The sequence below is a fragment of the Nocardia sp. IFM 10818 genome, assembly GCF_054655275.1.
The window spans coordinates 3,098,624-3,113,118 of sequence record NZ_BAAHJH010000001.1 but is presented as its reverse complement, the minus strand read 5'-3'; the positions used below and the strand labels follow the sequence as shown (position 1 = coordinate 3,113,118).

Annotated in this window: 13 protein-coding genes, 6 tRNA genes and 1 pseudogene; 8 read left to right on the top strand and 12 right to left on the bottom strand. The window is 66.0% G+C overall.

The genetic code is table 11. The features are described from left to right. Positions 1–281: 281 nt before the first annotated feature. From ACYQ5L_RS14445 to ACYQ5L_RS14430, 4 genes are all read right to left on the bottom strand, one after another. A complete protein-coding gene (locus ACYQ5L_RS14445) occupies positions 282–905 on the bottom strand; it encodes a carbonic anhydrase (RefSeq protein WP_459957850.1) in 624 nt (207 codons plus the stop codon). Between the two features lie 55 nt (positions 906–960). Then, on the bottom strand, positions 961–1,620 hold the full coding sequence (locus ACYQ5L_RS14440) for a response regulator (RefSeq protein WP_459957849.1): 660 nt from the start codon (positions 1,618–1,620) through the stop codon (positions 961–963). 14 nt (positions 1,621–1,634) lie between these two features. Further along, positions 1,635–3,458 (bottom strand): sensor histidine kinase, encoded by a 1,824-nt coding sequence (locus tag ACYQ5L_RS14435; RefSeq protein WP_459957848.1) that lies wholly within the window; start codon positions 3,456–3,458, stop codon positions 1,635–1,637. 727 nt (positions 3,459–4,185) lie between these two features. After that, positions 4,186–4,257: transfer RNA gene (locus ACYQ5L_RS14430), tRNA-Val, on the bottom strand. A 414-nt stretch (positions 4,258–4,671) separates the two neighbouring features. On the opposite strand from ACYQ5L_RS14430, the gene ACYQ5L_RS14425 reads away from it, so the two are divergent. The 3 genes from ACYQ5L_RS14425 to ACYQ5L_RS14415 all read left to right on the top strand — a co-directional run bounded on the left by ACYQ5L_RS14425 (position 4,672) and on the right by ACYQ5L_RS14415 (position 4,939). Continuing rightward, positions 4,672–4,744 (top strand) — tRNA-Gly (locus tag ACYQ5L_RS14425). A 23-nt stretch (positions 4,745–4,767) separates the two neighbouring features. Continuing rightward, a tRNA-Cys gene (locus tag ACYQ5L_RS14420) sits at positions 4,768–4,838 on the top strand. 26 nt (positions 4,839–4,864) lie between these two features. Continuing rightward, positions 4,865–4,939 (top strand) — tRNA-Val (locus ACYQ5L_RS14415). 52 nt (positions 4,940–4,991) lie between these two features. Here ACYQ5L_RS14415 and coaD read toward each other — a convergent pair. Then, positions 4,992–5,477: a pantetheine-phosphate adenylyltransferase gene (coaD, locus tag ACYQ5L_RS14410; RefSeq protein WP_459957847.1), complete on the bottom strand. Its 486-nt coding sequence runs from the start codon at positions 5,475–5,477 to the stop codon at positions 4,992–4,994. 123 nt (positions 5,478–5,600) lie between these two features. Between coaD and ACYQ5L_RS14405 the strand changes: the two genes are divergently transcribed. Continuing rightward, a complete protein-coding gene (locus tag ACYQ5L_RS14405; protein WP_459963431.1) occupies positions 5,601–6,617 on the top strand; it encodes an alpha/beta hydrolase in 1,017 nt (338 codons plus the stop codon). Positions 6,618–6,813: 196 nt separating this feature from the next. Here ACYQ5L_RS14405 and ACYQ5L_RS14400 read toward each other — a convergent pair whose 3' ends face one another. From ACYQ5L_RS14400 to ACYQ5L_RS14390, 3 genes are all read right to left on the bottom strand, one after another. Then, positions 6,814–7,011, bottom strand: coding sequence for an antitoxin (locus ACYQ5L_RS14400; protein ID WP_459957846.1), 198 nt, complete (start codon positions 7,009–7,011; stop codon positions 6,814–6,816). A 106-nt stretch (positions 7,012–7,117) separates the two neighbouring features. Beyond that, a tRNA-His gene (locus ACYQ5L_RS14395) sits at positions 7,118–7,194 on the bottom strand. A gap of 2 nt (positions 7,195–7,196) precedes the next feature. After that, positions 7,197–7,280, bottom strand: a tRNA-OTHER gene (locus ACYQ5L_RS14390). 410 nt (positions 7,281–7,690) lie between these two features. On the opposite strand from ACYQ5L_RS14390, the gene ACYQ5L_RS14385 reads away from it, so the two are divergent. The 3 genes from ACYQ5L_RS14385 to ACYQ5L_RS14375 all read left to right on the top strand — a co-directional run bounded on the left by ACYQ5L_RS14385 (position 7,691) and on the right by ACYQ5L_RS14375 (position 10,614). After that, positions 7,691–8,704: a DUF4365 domain-containing protein gene (locus ACYQ5L_RS14385; protein WP_459957845.1), complete on the top strand. Its 1,014-nt coding sequence runs from the start codon at positions 7,691–7,693 to the stop codon at positions 8,702–8,704. Positions 8,705–8,963: 259 nt separating this feature from the next. Then, positions 8,964–9,617, top strand: a complete 654-nt coding sequence (locus ACYQ5L_RS14380) for a TMEM175 family protein (protein ID WP_459957844.1) — start codon at positions 8,964–8,966, stop codon at positions 9,615–9,617. A gap of 73 nt (positions 9,618–9,690) precedes the next feature. Continuing rightward, a complete protein-coding gene (locus ACYQ5L_RS14375; protein ID WP_459957843.1) occupies positions 9,691–10,614 on the top strand; it encodes an NADP-dependent oxidoreductase in 924 nt (307 codons plus the stop codon). Positions 10,615–10,834: 220 nt separating this feature from the next. On the opposite strand, the gene ACYQ5L_RS14370 is transcribed toward ACYQ5L_RS14375, so the two are convergent. Together ACYQ5L_RS14370 and ACYQ5L_RS14365 are read right to left on the bottom strand one after the other, a co-directional pair. Continuing rightward, complete coding sequence (locus ACYQ5L_RS14370) at positions 10,835–12,442, bottom strand: alkaline phosphatase D family protein (protein ID WP_459957842.1); 1,608 nt, start codon at positions 12,440–12,442, stop codon at positions 10,835–10,837. Positions 12,443–12,512: 70 nt separating this feature from the next. Further along, complete coding sequence (locus tag ACYQ5L_RS14365; protein ID WP_459957841.1) at positions 12,513–12,818, bottom strand: hypothetical protein; 306 nt, start codon at positions 12,816–12,818, stop codon at positions 12,513–12,515. Between ACYQ5L_RS14365 and ACYQ5L_RS14360 the strand changes: the two are divergent. Beyond that, positions 12,786–13,397 (top strand): annotated as a pseudogene (locus ACYQ5L_RS14360) (sigma-70 family RNA polymerase sigma factor); the annotation flags it as partial. The gene ACYQ5L_RS14365 and the pseudogene ACYQ5L_RS14360 overlap by 33 nt on opposite strands. Before the next feature lie 103 nt (positions 13,398–13,500). Here the strand turns inward: ACYQ5L_RS14360 and ACYQ5L_RS14355 are convergent. Continuing rightward, positions 13,501–13,725 carry a hypothetical protein gene (locus tag ACYQ5L_RS14355; RefSeq protein WP_379195484.1) on the bottom strand — a complete coding sequence of 75 codons (225 nt, stop codon included), beginning with the start codon at positions 13,723–13,725 and terminating at the stop codon, positions 13,501–13,503. A 65-nt stretch (positions 13,726–13,790) separates the two neighbouring features. Continuing rightward, positions 13,791–14,210, bottom strand: coding sequence for a hypothetical protein (locus ACYQ5L_RS14350; RefSeq protein WP_459957840.1), 420 nt, complete (start codon positions 14,208–14,210; stop codon positions 13,791–13,793). Positions 14,211–14,495: the final 285 nt, after the last annotated feature.

The following is a 14,495-nucleotide window of genomic DNA, read 5'->3' as shown; positions in this document are numbered from 1 at the left end:
CACGTCCGGACCACGGGCGTCGATGCCGATCCGAACTCGCTGCCAGTCTAGGTTCGGCAAATGCCAGGCAATGATGTGTGCTTGCTCTCATCCGCCGTCTCGGCGACATCGGATCGCCCGCCGGTGACTCGAAATACCCAGTGCACCTGTGCAATTCACGACCGTCCGGCGGCTCCCGGCCGGGTCGGCGGGAGCTGCCGCACTGTCGATCGGACCAGCGAATCCGATCGCCGATTGTGAACTCTCACAGGGCTCGCGGACGCCCTGTCTCCCGCGCCGCTCTAAACGAGTTCGCCGATATTGCCGAACACACTGTTCAGCTTGGCCTGCCCGTCGGCAAGGTTGTAGGTGACACACACGATCGCGCACTCGCCGGCCATGACCCGCTGCGACACAATGGTCGACCGCTGCAGCAGCTGCCGAGCCGTCTCCTCGACGTGGCGAGCCTCCAACTCGTCCACGGTCGTCAGCCCTTCGCGCCGCCCGAGCAGAATCGACGGCGTCACCCGCTCCACCACGCTGCGAATGAACCCGCCCGGCACCGCCCCGGTGTCCAGCGCATCGATCGTCGCTCGCACCGCACCGCAGCTGTCGTGCCCGAGCACGACGATCAGCGGCACGTTCAGCACCTGCACGCCGTACTCGATGGAACCCAGCACCGAACTGTCCACGACGTGGCCCGCGGTCCGGACCACGAACATATCGCCCAGCCCGCGATCGAAGATGATCTCGGCGGCGACGCGCGAGTCACCACATCCGAACAAGATCGCCGAAGGCTGCTGGCCACTCGTCAGCTTGGCCCGGTCCGCCGCACCCTGACTCGGATGCAGCAGCTCGCCATTGACGAACCGCTCGTTTCCCTCGCGAAGCGACTTCCATGCACTGATCGGATTGGAGTTGGGCATACGTCCCATCTTGCACATGACGGCATCCGCCCGCGATCCGGCCCCGGTCCGGGCGCTAGGAGATGGCGTTGAGGTGATGCAGGACGGCCAGCACCCGGCGGTGGTCATCGGGTGCGGGAGCCAGGGCGAGTTTGGCGAAGATGGCGCTGACGTGAGTCTCGACGGTGCGCTCGGCGAGCGAGAGCGCCGCCGCGATGCCGCGATTGGATCTACCTTCCGCCATGACGGCGAGCACCTGCAGTTCTCGCGGCGAGAGATCGCCGAGCGCGGGGCGGTCACGGCTGGGCGTCGCGAGCATGCGCGTGATGAGGCTGGGGTCTATGGCGGTGCCGCCGGCGGCGACTCGATGCAGGGCGTCGAGAAATTGGTCGATGTGGGACACGCGGTCCTTGAGCAGGTAGCCGACACCGGCCGCACCGCCCGCCAGCAATTCCCGGGCGTGTTCGGTTTCCACGTATTGCGACAACAGCAGCACCGCGGTGCGCGGGTAGCGGGCGCGGATGACAGCGGCGACATCGATGCCCTCGGAGGTGTAGGAGGGCGGCATCCGGATATCGATGACCGCGACCTCGGGCCGATGCGCATCCACGATCTCCAGCAGCGCGTCCGGATCGGCCGCCTGGCCGACCACATCGATGCCCTCCGCACCGAGGAGCAGTGCGATTCCATTGCGCAGCAATGCGGAATCATCGGCGAGGGCGACGGTGAGGGACACAACCGGTTCTCCGATCAGGTGCGGCTCAGCGGGAGCGTTCCGGTGACGCGGGTACCGCCGCCTGCCGGACTCGCCACCGTGAGGCTGCCGCCGAGCGCGGCGACGCGATCGACGAGCCCATCGAGTCCGCCGCCGGGCGTGGCGATGGCGCCGCCGGACCCGTTGTCGGCCACGGTGATCCGCAGCGAATCCCCGTCGTGCGCGAGGCGGATCTCGGCCGCGGTCGCGCCGGCGTGCTTGATCGTATTGGCGACCGCCTCCGCGGCAAGGAAATACGCGACCGCCTCCACGGCGGCCGGTGCTCGCCCGGCCGGGGCGCCGCTGACGCGCACGGGCAGCGGCGCGCGCTCGGCCAGCGACCGCAGGGCCGCGGTCAATCCGCACTCGGTGAGGACCGGCGGATACACGCCCCGGGCGAGCTCGCGCAGCTCGGCGATCGCGGTGTCGAGCTCGGCGACGCTGTCGGTGAGCAGCGTGCGCTGAGTCTCGAGGTCGTCGGCGCGATGCGCGCGGCGCAGCAGGATGGCCGCGAAGACCAGGCGTTGCTGGGCGCCGTCGTGCAGATTGCGCTCGATCCGGCGGCGTTCGGTGTCGGCGGCGGTGACGATCCGCTCGCGGGAGCGGCGCATCTCGGCCAGTTGGGCGCGCAGGTCGATATTCAGCCGCTCGTGCTGAAGAGCGAGGGCCGCCGTCGCGCGGACCGCGGCCAGGAGTCCGGGATCATTGGTGGCCAACGTGGCGTCGTGGACCAGCGCACCGATCGGCTTGCCGTCGCGTTCGAGTGCGGTGGCGGCCATGGTGTCGCCGATGGCGTCCAGGCGCCGGTAATTGCCGCGCGGATCCCGGTAGGACTCCGATTCGGGCTCATAGGTCCACAATTCCAGCGTGGGGTCGCGCACCGCGCGGCGCAGGGCGGTGAGGAATTCATCGCCGAGGGGCGCCGCACCGATCTCGACTATCGCCGTGCCGACCGCGGCGCGCGCCATATGGAACCGAATGACGCCGATCGCCACCGCCACGGGCAGCAGCATGGTGGCCGGATACCGCAGATAGATCACCCAGCCGCTGCTCAGGCCGGGCACCTGCATCGAACTGGCGGCAGCCACCACGCTCACCATTGCCGACAGCAGGAAGCTGAGGGCCAATGGCGCGAACGCGAATCGGTATGCGGGAGTGCCGGATCGCCATCGCGCTGTCACGACGACGACCAGGATCACGTCCAGCAGCAGGCCCACCGAACCCACCGTGACCTGGATCGGTTCCGCGATCGCCGGATCGTGGTGTACGAGAAGCAGATTCACCGACGACGACGGGTGTGGAGCGGGCTCGGCCCGTGGGTCGAGAAACAACCACCCGGCCGCCACCCCGACGGTCGAGAGCGTCAGGTAGGTGCCCACGAACCAGCGCTCCCACCGGTAATGCAGCCGACCGCTCGGGAATCCAAGAGTGAGCGGAATGACCGGCAGCAGAGGAGCATTCGTCAGCACGATCCCCACGGTGAACAAGATCGGGCTACTCGACCGGCGCAGTCCCGCCGCCAGCCACAGCAAGCCGCCCACCACGATCAACCACCCCGCCCGGTCCGCCGGACGCGTGCGGCACACCACGACGCCGGCGCCGACGAACCCGATCCCGCACACCAGGAACAGCACCATTTCGCCCGCCCCGAACACCGGCGGATCCGGACTCCGCGCATAAACGAACGACGCCCGCGGCCCGAGCAGCAGGGTGCGGGCCGGATCATGCAACGCCGCCGATGACCAATCCACCGCCGCCGTCACCGCCGCGGCCAGCACAACGGTCGCGACCCCCGCACCGATCCCCGCCCACCGGTTCATCCGCCGCTCCTCGCACTACCGCCGGATTCAGCCCAGTATCCGCCACCCCGCCACCCCGGCGAGCCCGAACTCCGTGCCAGCACGGAGATTCCCGCTGAGCCAGCACGGATGGCGCAACCCCCGAACCTCCGTACTTTCATGAACGTCCCGCCGCAATCGGAACCGACCCATGAAATCGACGGTCCAATCGGAGTACATCTATGAATGCATCCCGCCCGCAGTCTTCCGTCCCGCCGACGCGACCACTCTGGCTGCTCTGGAGAAACCCGGCCCTGTCCACGCACGACACGACATGCTCACTGTGCAGCTGGAAAACCTGTCCGAGATCAGGCCACCCGAACGCCGTCGCATGGGCGAACGCCACGCCGCCGAAGACCTGATCACCAACCGGGACCGGAGCGGTTCGCGGTACGCGCCCCCGGCCCTCGGCCGACGCCGAGTACGACCCGGAGGGGATCGACTCGCTGGCCCGCCCCCGGATCACGGTCAGCGAGACCGTTACCGAGGCCACCGAGTCGGAGGCCGTACTCGACGCCGCGCCGAACCATCGCGACAGCGAAACGGCCAGTTTCATCTGCGGAAACCGCCGAAAGAGCGTAGGCAGCGCCACCTGCGCCTCCAGCCGGGCCAGCGGCGCACCGGGGCAGCGGTGCGGGCTGTCGAGGACGCCTCGGTCTACTGACACGACAAAGAAGCCGCAGGTCAGCGACCTGCGGCTTCTTCAAAGTGGTTCTAGCTGGGTTCGAACCAGCGACCCCTCGCGTGTGAGGCGAGTGCTCTCCCGCTGAGCTATAGAACCAGGGGTCCCACCGAAGTGGCTGCTCGTCTGGGCTTTTCTGCCGCTCCGAACGAGAAAGAACATTAACACGCACCCCCACCACCACACCAAATCGCGTGCACAACGCCGTAAAACCGGCCCCCGACCGGGGAGCGCCCCGCGACGCGCCGCAGATCTCCGGCCGCCCCAACTGTGCGCAGTACCGCCACCCCCTACCCGCAAGGCCGCCCTTCCAGAACCTCAACAGGGTCCACGAACCGGTTTTTCGGGCGTCAACCGAATGCCGAATCCCCGAGTGTTCGGCGATGCGTAGCGAACTACAAGCCTGTAGTTCACTTTCACCCCCTCCTACCAGGCGATTTGTTGTCTGCGCAGATAGTCGGCTAATGTTCTCTCTCGTCAGCGGGACCAGCCGAGAGGCCCCCGGGACGAAATGCGGATGTAGCGCAGCTGGTAGCGCATCACCTTGCCAAGGTGAGGGTCGCGGGTTCGAATCCCGTCATCCGCTCGAGAGGCCAACACGGCCTGCTTGGCGGTGTGGCCGAGTGGTGAGGCAACGGCCTGCAAAGCCGTGCACACGGGTTCGATTCCCGTCGCCGCCTCTTCTTCATTGAAGAGATCAAGACCCGCGCGATTAGCTCAGCGGGAGAGCGCTTCCCTGACACGGAAGAGGTCACTGGTTCAATCCCAGTATCGCGCACCAGAGAAAGCCCAGATCAGGCCCGGTTTCCACCGGGCCTTTCTGCTGTTCTGACCTAGATGTTGCCCAGACCCGCCAGCCGCCTCAGCAGTCGGCCGTGCGCAGCCGCCGGCACCAAGTCGATCACGCCACCGCCCCGCGCGGCGAGCTCCTTGACCAACGAACTCGACAGGAACCCGTAGGCCGGGTCACCGGAGATGAAACACGTGTCCGCACCGGCGAGCGTGCGGTGCAGTTTCGCCATGGGCAGTTCGTAATCGGCGTCGCCGCCCCGCAGTCCCTTTACGATCGCGGTGATCCCCTGCTCGCGCACGAAGTCCCCCAGCAGCCCCTGCCAGGACATCACCCGCACGTTGCCGATGAAGGCCGTGGCTTCGCTCAGCATCTCGACACGCTCGTCGATGGTGAACATCGTCTTCTTGTTCGCGTTGACCATGACCACGACCACGAGCTCGTCGAACCGGTCTGCTGCCCGCTCGAACACGTTGATATGGCCATTGGTCACCGGGTCGAAAGACCCTGCGCACAGCGCTCTGGACATGGCTACAGACGCTACATCGACGGCGTCCCTTAGAGTTCCTGTTACCAGATGGATTGGACTTGGGGGTTCGAGTTGAGGTGCCAATCGCTCAGGCGTGCATTGTCATTCGTGGTCACGGGCACGATGGTTGCGGCATGTATCGCGGCCTTCGGCGCGGGAAACGGCCTGGCCGACACCGGTGATCCGATCATCGAGTCCAAGAAGCTCCTCGCGGACCCGGTCGCACCTGACGGTTCGAAGATCGCCTCGGGCACGATCGAGGGCCGCGATCTGACGCTGCAGGTCTACTCCGCCGCGATGGGTAGGAACATTACGGTCAAGGTGCAGCGCCCCAGCGATGCGTCTGCGCCTCGGCCGGTGCTCTACCTCGTCAACGGCGCGGGCGGCGGGACGGATGCGGCCACCTGGTGGGCCAAGACCGATGTGGGTGACTTTCTGGCTACCAAGGATGTCAATGTCGTGATGCCGATCGGCGGCGCCTTCGCGTACTACACCGATTGGCAGAAGGACGATCCTGCGATGGGTCGCAACAAGTGGCGGACCTTCTTCCTCGACGAGCTGCCGCCGCTGATCGACAAAGCGTTGGGCACCAACGGGATCAACGCGATCGCCGCGAACTCGATGACCGCTACCGCGGTGCTGCAGATGGCCGAAGCCAAGCCCGGCTTCTATCGGACCGTCGCCGGGTACAGCGGATGCGCGCAGATCGCGGACCCGGCCGGCAAGCAGTTCACCAAACTTGTCGTCGAGACCTACGGCGGCGGGGATGTCCGCAATATGTACGGCGAGGACGATGATCCGGCATGGGTCGCGAACGATCCGGTCGTGAATGCCGAAGCCCTGCGGGGCACAAGGCTGTTCGTGTCCACCGGCAACGGCCTGCCCGGCCAGTGGGACACCCTCGATGGCGACTACGCCCTGCCAGGCACTTACGGTCTCGCCAACCAGTTGATCGTCGGCGGCGTCATCGAGGCCGCCACCGGCTGGTGCACCCGGAACCTGCAGGACCGGCTCAACCAACTTCAGATCCCGGCCACGTTCGATTACGCACCGGCGGGCACTCATTCGTGGGGATACTGGCGCGATGCGTTCTACAAGTCCTGGCCCATACTCGCCGAAGGACTCGGAATACCCGCGTAATTCATCAGGGAGCGCCCGGTCACTCGGACCGTTACTCGTCGAGGACGACCAGGACCGCGGTTGGAGTCCTTCGGCAATCGGGCCTCACCGTGCAGGCATGTGAAACGACTTCGACCGGGAACTGGTGGCGGGGGCTTCTCGGGCTTTGCCGCCATCAGTTCCCGGTCGACGGTGTTTCGGATCCGGGGGGAGTTTGCTACTGGGCGGGCTGGTCGTGGAGGGCCTTTTTGACTGCTTCTTGGGCCTTGTCTACGTGTTCGGCGTATTTGCCTTCGGTGCGCTCGTCCAGGAGGTCGCCGGCCTTGTCCACCAGGGGGTCCAGCTTGTCGGCGTGTTGGGATGCCAGGTCGGCGGCTTTGCCTGCGGCGTCCTTGAGGTTATCGAATAGGCCCATTGTTGCTCCTGTCTCGAATCTTGTGCGAGCACAGGCTAGCTCGGGGGGTACGGGTGGACGGGGAGGTTGGGGAGGGACGTTCGCCACCATTGGGGCGGTGGGATGGTGGGGTGATCGGCGGGACTCCAACCCGCTTTGTCCGGGATCACAACCCGGTGCCTCGACCGCTTCGGCTTCGATCACAGCGGAAGGTTGAGGAGTCGAACCCCAACGTCGTGACGTCCCTCCGGTTTTCAAGACCGGCTGGCCTCCTCAGGCCGGAACCTTCCGAACACCACTGGTCGAGGACCTGCGGTAGGTCAACGGTCGCAGGTGATGGGGTGATCGGCAACTGATTTTCCGGGGCTGTCAGCGGCCACCGAAAGTTCCCCGTGTACGGCCAGTTTCAATTCCCCACGGGCAGACACTTGAGAGCACCTAGCAAGTAATCAGCATCCCGATTGCGCGCACGCTCATGCCGATTACACAAAGCTTCACTGCGTGACATATGTCGAGAACAGACCAACCTCGCCCTATCGGTTCCCACTGGCTACCGAGTCACCCGCCCCCGACCAGAACCCTGGAGGCGACAGCTAAACTCGACCAACTTCGCGTGCGTTGCCCTGACTGCTGCCCATCCCGCAGGCTGCACGGGCGAACGAGTGCACGCCCCTCGGTGCAGATAGGACTACTTGCGAACGTGGCTGGATCTGAGCGCGCGCGGATCGCGCATCGCAAGCGGCGCAGCCTGAACCAGATGCAAGGGGACTCTGGTGAGGAGTTGGTCGCGGCGGCGTTTCCACGGCAGTGGTTGACCCGCAAGATCAGCGCCGACTTCGGGATCGATCTGCACGTCGAGGTCTTCGACTGGACCGACGAAAGCAGAAAAAGTGCCGACACTCTCGGAGAGCACCTGTTCGTCCAGGTGAAATCCCGTGCGACGTCGACGTTTCGGACGATAACACTCCATGAACGTAGGAACGTCTCCAAGTACGGGCCGAAGCAGGCGAGCGGCGGCGAGTCCGCCCAGATGGAGGTCTTGCCCTGTGTCCTAGATGTCGATGAGATCCTCACGATCGAGGCGATGGGCAACGCTACGCCCGTGCTGCTGTGTGTCGCGACGATGGACACCGGGCTTATCTACTACGTGTGCCTCAACGACTACATTTCCAGAGTTCTGCTACCTGGCAACCCTGACTTTGACTCACAAACGACAGTGACAATCCATGTGCCCAAGCAGAACGTGCTGGGTCGTGATGATGCGAGCATCACCTACCTCTGGTTGCTTGCTCGCCGATCAAAGCTGTATTCGGCTTTCAATACCTTCAACTACCAGCACAACGAGATCCTTTGTCTACTCGACGATCTGGACCACCACAGGCATGAGATCGCTGACGGACCGAGCCCACTACCCGACCGTATCCTGGCCATGGTCGAGCACTTCCTCTCCTCGAACCTCAGACTCGACATCTGGCGACCCATCGATCGTGGAGGCTGGTTCGTCTTGCATGATGCCCAAGCTCGATTTATGGCGCTGCGTGAGCTGCTGCCTTTGTACCGGCAACCACTCGACGACATGCAGATGATCATGGCCGGCATCGAGATCCAGACCACCTTCGCCACGGCCGCCAATCTGAGCAGGATCTACGAAGAGTTGGTCAGGGAATGGCACCTACCGACATGGCATTCACACCTGGTCAGCAAACCGCAGTAATCATCAACTGGCCTCCCCAGTAGTGAAGTGGCGAAAGCAGCCCCGGTGACTCCGGCTCCACCACCTGCGTGATCACACCGGAGCAACCATACTCACCGGAGCTGGTACCCGAACGTGCGGTAGAGGCCGATCAGCTGAGCCAACGAACGCACTGAAATGCCGAATTCAGGGTGTCTGGGCGCTGCGGTTCTGGTGGCCGGCCTGGCGGTCCGGGAGCGTTGACCTGGCAGAACGGAGTTGTTCTCGTAAAGTCCTGACCATGACCGATGCGTCGACTGCGGAAGTCCCCGTTCGGCCGCTGAGCGCTTCTCGGGTGGAAGCGTTCAGTGATGGCGTCATGGCGATCGCGATCACCTTGCTGGTGATCGATATTCGGCTGCCGGAAGGTCAGGACGATCTGTTGGAGCAGCTGTTGGGGCTGTGGCCGAGTTACCTGGCCTACCTGGGATCGTTCGCCACCATCGGGGTGATCTGGTTGTATCACCACGCGGCCTTCGCCCGTATCCAGCGGGTGAACGGTCTGCTTCAGCTCGGGAATCTACTGGTGTTGCTCTGTGTGGCCTTTCTGCCTTTCCCCACCACGGTGCTGGCGCATCATCTCGAGGGTGGCGGCCGAAATGCCGGTGTTGCGACCGCCTTCTACTTCCTCACCGCCGCGGTTCAGGCGGGCGCGTGGATTGTCATGTGGATCGCAGTGCGGCGGGACCCGACGCTCTTGAAGCCGGGCGGTGGCGCCGACGTCGTCCGGACCGAGATTCGCCGGGCAGTCGTCGGATTCGTAGCGCTCGCCGCGATTGCGGCGGTGGGGCTGGTTGTTCCCGTCGCCGCGCTGATCCTCTACCTGCTCGCGGTGGTGGGTTATGCGTTACCGGCACTGACTTCGCCGCGCCGCGCACGCGGGCAGGCAGCCTGATCACGGCACTCTCCGGCAATTCCATCAGACAGACATCGGGAGGCAGGCGAGCATGCAGGTGCACGATGACACCGTGAGCAGGGCGGTCCGGCTCGATTCGTTCGGCGGACCGGAAGTACTGGAAGTTCGTGAGGTTCCCGTTCCGGAGGTCGGACCGGGACAGCTGCGTGTGCGGGTCACCGCGGCCGGACTGAATCCGATGGACTGGTACATGACCTCTGACGCGGACACCGCCCGCCGGTTCGGATTCACCCTGCCGGTCGGATTCGGGACCGACTATGCCGGCGTGGTCGACCAGATCGGTGCGGGGGTGACAGGCTTCTCGCCCGGCGATCGAGTGTTCGGCGGCGCCCTCTCGCGCGCGGTCGCCGATTTCGTGGTGATCGATCCGGGCGCGGGCATTGCGGCGAACGAAGCCCATCACACTCCCGATGGCGTCGACGACCGTACCGCCGCCACCCTCACCATCGCCGGGCGCACGGCCTCGGCCGCTGTGGCCGTGGTCGAAGTCGGGCCGGAGGACACCGTGTTGATCGGCGGCGCGGGCGGCGGAGTTGGGGTGTTCGCCGTGCAACTCGCCCGGATCGCCGGGGCGCGGGTGATCGGAACCGGATCAGCGGCGTCCGCCGACTACCTGCGCGAGCTCGGGGCCGAGCCGGTCACCTACGGCGACGGCCTGGAAGACCGGGTCCGCGCCATCGCCCCTAGCGGTATCACCGCCGCGATCGATCTCTTCGGCACCGAAACAGTCCACGCCGCAAGGACACTCGGGGTCCCCGACAGCCGTATCACCGCCATCGCCGCCCAGATCGACGGAATCACATCGGCCAACGGCGCCAACGCCGCCCCCGGCACGCTGGAAGCACTCGCCGACCTGGTGGCGACCGGCCGCCTCCGGATCCCCATAGCCGCGAGCTTCCCGATCGAACAGATCCGCGCCGCGGTCGAACTCCAGGCCAGTCGGCGCGTGAAGGGCAAGGTCGTCATCGAACTCTAGAAAACGCGGTCACGCGGAGAGGAAAACCATCCGCTTCTGCCGCATACCCCTTGCGGTCAGCCGGAAATCTGATTGCGATGAGGTTGCCTGGCGGCCGGTTAGCTCCCACCAAATGGCCGCCAGCGGAGAGTTTCAACTGGCCGCTGACAGGGGCGGTGGCGGGCGGTGTTGGCGGTGGCTCGGGAGGGGTATCCGCGGCGGATACTGACGGCTCGGGATGTCAATGAGGTGGCGGGGGCGTGAGGGGGAGGCGAGTCACCGGGTGGAGGCCGGTGCGGGGGTGGGCTGTTTCGAGGGTGAAGTGGGCGGAGCGGGCGGTGAAGCGGAGGGTGGCTATGGAGTTTCCGAAGTGGGGGCCGCTGGCTTTGCGCCAGCGGATCGGGTCCGGTGGGATGCCGCGGAGGGTGGCCAGGCGGCGGAGTAGCCGGGCCAGCGGGGTTGACCACAGCAGGGTGAAGAGGAGGTGGAAGCGCTTCGGGGGGTCATTGTGGACGGGTGAGCAGACCAGTTGGAGGACTTCGGATTTCGTGGGGGCCGGGTAGTCGGCGCGGACGGCGTAGCTGTGGTGCACGTCGCCGGAGAGGACGCAGATGGTGGCGGGGGCCGCGGGGGCGGAGCCGAGGCGGTGGATGAGGGCGGCCAGGCGGTGGAAGGAGCCCCGGAAGGCGGGCCAATGCTCCAGATCGGCTGCCTGTCTGAGGTTTTCACCCAAGCGGCCGCGCCAGCCGGGGAGATCGGCGGCGCGCTCGTTGAGGGATTGGATGTGGCTGACCACCGGGGGCATCAGCCACGGGAGGGAGGAGCCGATCAGGAGGTGGTCGTGGTCGCCGGCGGCGTTGTGCTCGATCCAGGCGAATTCGTCATTGCTGACCATGAGGCGCTGGCCGTCGAGGATGCGGCCGCTTCGGGTGTCCATGACCAGCAGGCGGATTCGGCCGAAGTCGCGGCGGTAGCTCCATCGGGTCGGCTTGCGGCCGTCGACTTCCTGATCGGCCTGTTCGGCGAAGTCCTCCAGCAGGTCTTGGACGTCCTTCTCCGATTCGGTGACCTCGCGGAAGAGCGAATTGTTCCGGAGTTCGGCCGGATCCAGGTTCCCGATGTGCTGGTACACCCAGTAGGACGCCAGCCCGGCGCGAATACGCCTGCGCCACCACGGTTTTCCAGCCATCTGACGACGCCAGGCGCGGGAGGTGTTCCAGTCGTCGCGGATGTCGTGATCGTCGAAGATCATGGAGGTCGGGACATTCGACATGAGCCAGCGGATTTCCGGGTCCGACCAGGACTCGTGGTAGAGCTCGGCGTATTCGCGAAACGAGACAACTTCGTCCTCGGGTTCCTCGCCGGCGCGCCGCGCGGTCAGCCATGCGCGCAACTGCGGGGTCGGTTGGTCGGCGTACACCTGGTCGCCGAGCAGCAGGAGCGCATCGGGCCATTCGCTGTCGGGTAACCGGCTCATCCGAATCGCGTAGGCGTCCAGAGCATCGGGCCCGACCTTGTCCGACTCCAGCGCGCCCGGAGTGGCCTTGGCCGCGCGGCAGGAACCGAACAGCAGGCTTTCGACCGGCCGGGTGCGAATACGGCTCGGAGGAAACGCCGATTCCGGTTCCGGCCAGACGATTTCGCCATCGAGGCGCACCTCGTAGGGAATCGATGCGCCCGTTTCCAGCCCATCGACGATCACCAGCGCGAAGTGCAACTCCCCCACCTGGAAGGTGCGCGCCCGGTGGCCGAGCACATCCACTTCGCACGCGCTGTCGGTTTCCACCCAGACGGTCGCCGATGTCGCGTCGACATGCCGCAACACCGGACCGAGAACCAGTTCCGCCATACCGAACGACGGTACTTCGCCGGACCTGTTCGCGAATCGGTATCGCGCGGCGCGCCGGCCGAGCGCATGATCAAATTCCGCTGTCGCGCACCGTTTTTGCGCCGCTCTCCCGGATCGCGGCCTCCACCAGCACACGCGCCGCCCAGCGCACGACCTCCGCCTCGGACTGCGGGTCGAGACCGCGCACGTCACGCAGCGCGATCTGCGCCTCCCAACCGACGCCAATGGTCAGCGCGTAGATCAGCCGCTGAAACTCTGTTCGCTCGGGCTGTTCCGTAGCGACCCGCAGGCCTGTTGCAGCCCTTCCAGCCGACGATGGCCGCGCCGAGCCCCGCGGGCGCTCTTGTCGCCGGTCGGCGGGTCGTTCCTCGCTCACCGCAGCCTGCTGTTCACGGTGGCCTACGAGATCCTCGGGTCCGCGGCCGACGCCGAGGACGTGGTGCAGGAAACCCGGCTGCGATGGATCGGGGTCGACCTCGGCCGAGTGCGCAATCAGCGCGCGTACCTGGCCCGGGCCACAACCCAGTTGTCGCTCAACAGGTTGCGCAGCAGGCAGCGTCGCAATGAGGAACACGTCGGCTCGTGGTTGCCCGAACCACTGCTCACCGCACCGGATGCGGCCGAGGACGTCGAGCGCGACGAGAACGTGTCGATGGCGCTCCTGGTCGTGCTGGAGACCTTGTCGCCGACCGAGCGGGTCGTCTTCATCCTGCGCGAGGTATTCGACGTCGGCTGCGACGAGATCGGGTCCGCTCTTCGCAAATCCCCCGAGGCCGTCCACCAGATCGCGCACCGCGCGCGCCGGCACGTCCAGACCCGCCGCCCGCGGGCCGAGGTCTCCCCCATCCGGACCCGCGCGGTGCTCGAATCATTCCGGCGCGCACTGGAAACCGGCGATCCACAGCGCCTGCTCGAGGTGCTCGCGCCGCAGGTCGTCACGGCCGGGAATGGCGGCAGCCCGGTCCGGCTGCGCTGCGCGCAAGCACCGGCGTGGGACGGCTCGCACCCTCCGCGCCCGGCCCGGCCGAGCCGAAGCTGCTCTTACCGTTGAGAATTCGTCAGAGTCGCCGGGCGCGCACGCCGAGTTCATCGGCCTTGGCGCGGATGGCGCCGAGCACCAGATGCCTGCTCTCCGTGAGCAGTTCCTGGACTTCGACGGCCGTCTGATAGGCGGCATCGCTGCCGACGCGGGAGAGTCTGCGGCCGCTGCGGCGGCCGACGCGGGAGAGTTCGCGGGCGAGTTCACCGAGGAACGATCGTTCACTCGAATACTGCGACTTCATACCTGATCGCCCCTCTACAGTGTGACTAGCACTCCTTGATCAACAAGTAGTGAGAGTACGCTCGTTCACTGATTCATGCCAGATGGCTCCGCTTCGGTGAGGTGGAGGGTGTAGATCGAGCATGCGAGGCGAGCGCGGAGTTCACCGATCCGCACCAGTGTGCCGGGCTGCAGCAGGGCCTGCCCGGTCCCGCGGCCCGATTCCGCCTCGAATCCGATGTCGAAGACCCGATCGGCGGCGGAATCCCACAGTGCGCGGCCGCGAGCCGGCAATCGCTCCACGACCGCGCACAGGCCGCGCGCGACCTCGTCCGGTTCGATGCCGTCGCCGACCGGCTCGTTCCATTCGAAGGACAGCCGGAACCTGCGCGGTTCGTCCGCACCGCAGTACAGGACGCTGATATCGTCCCCGAATTCCGCACGCAGCCCGGACAAATCCGTGTCCGCGTGGACGTCGACATCGATATTGAGGAATCTCCCGCTCACCCGGCCAACGATCCCATACGGCGACCCCGCCCGTAATCCGAATTCAGGCGGAAACCAGCTGCGAAATACGGCCTGATCAGGAAAATCATCTATTGCCTCTCGGCCGGGCTGACCGTCGCGCCACCCGCGACGACCACCACGGGTTCCGGTGGCTGAGGACACGCCGGGCCAGCCGGCGAGCAGACGTTCCTCGGTCGCCGATCTGTCGCAGGTCGCACCACTGATCGCAGGTTCGCCGCGCCCGCGACGCTGCTGGCGGGCGACTGTCGCCACCGGCTCACTGCT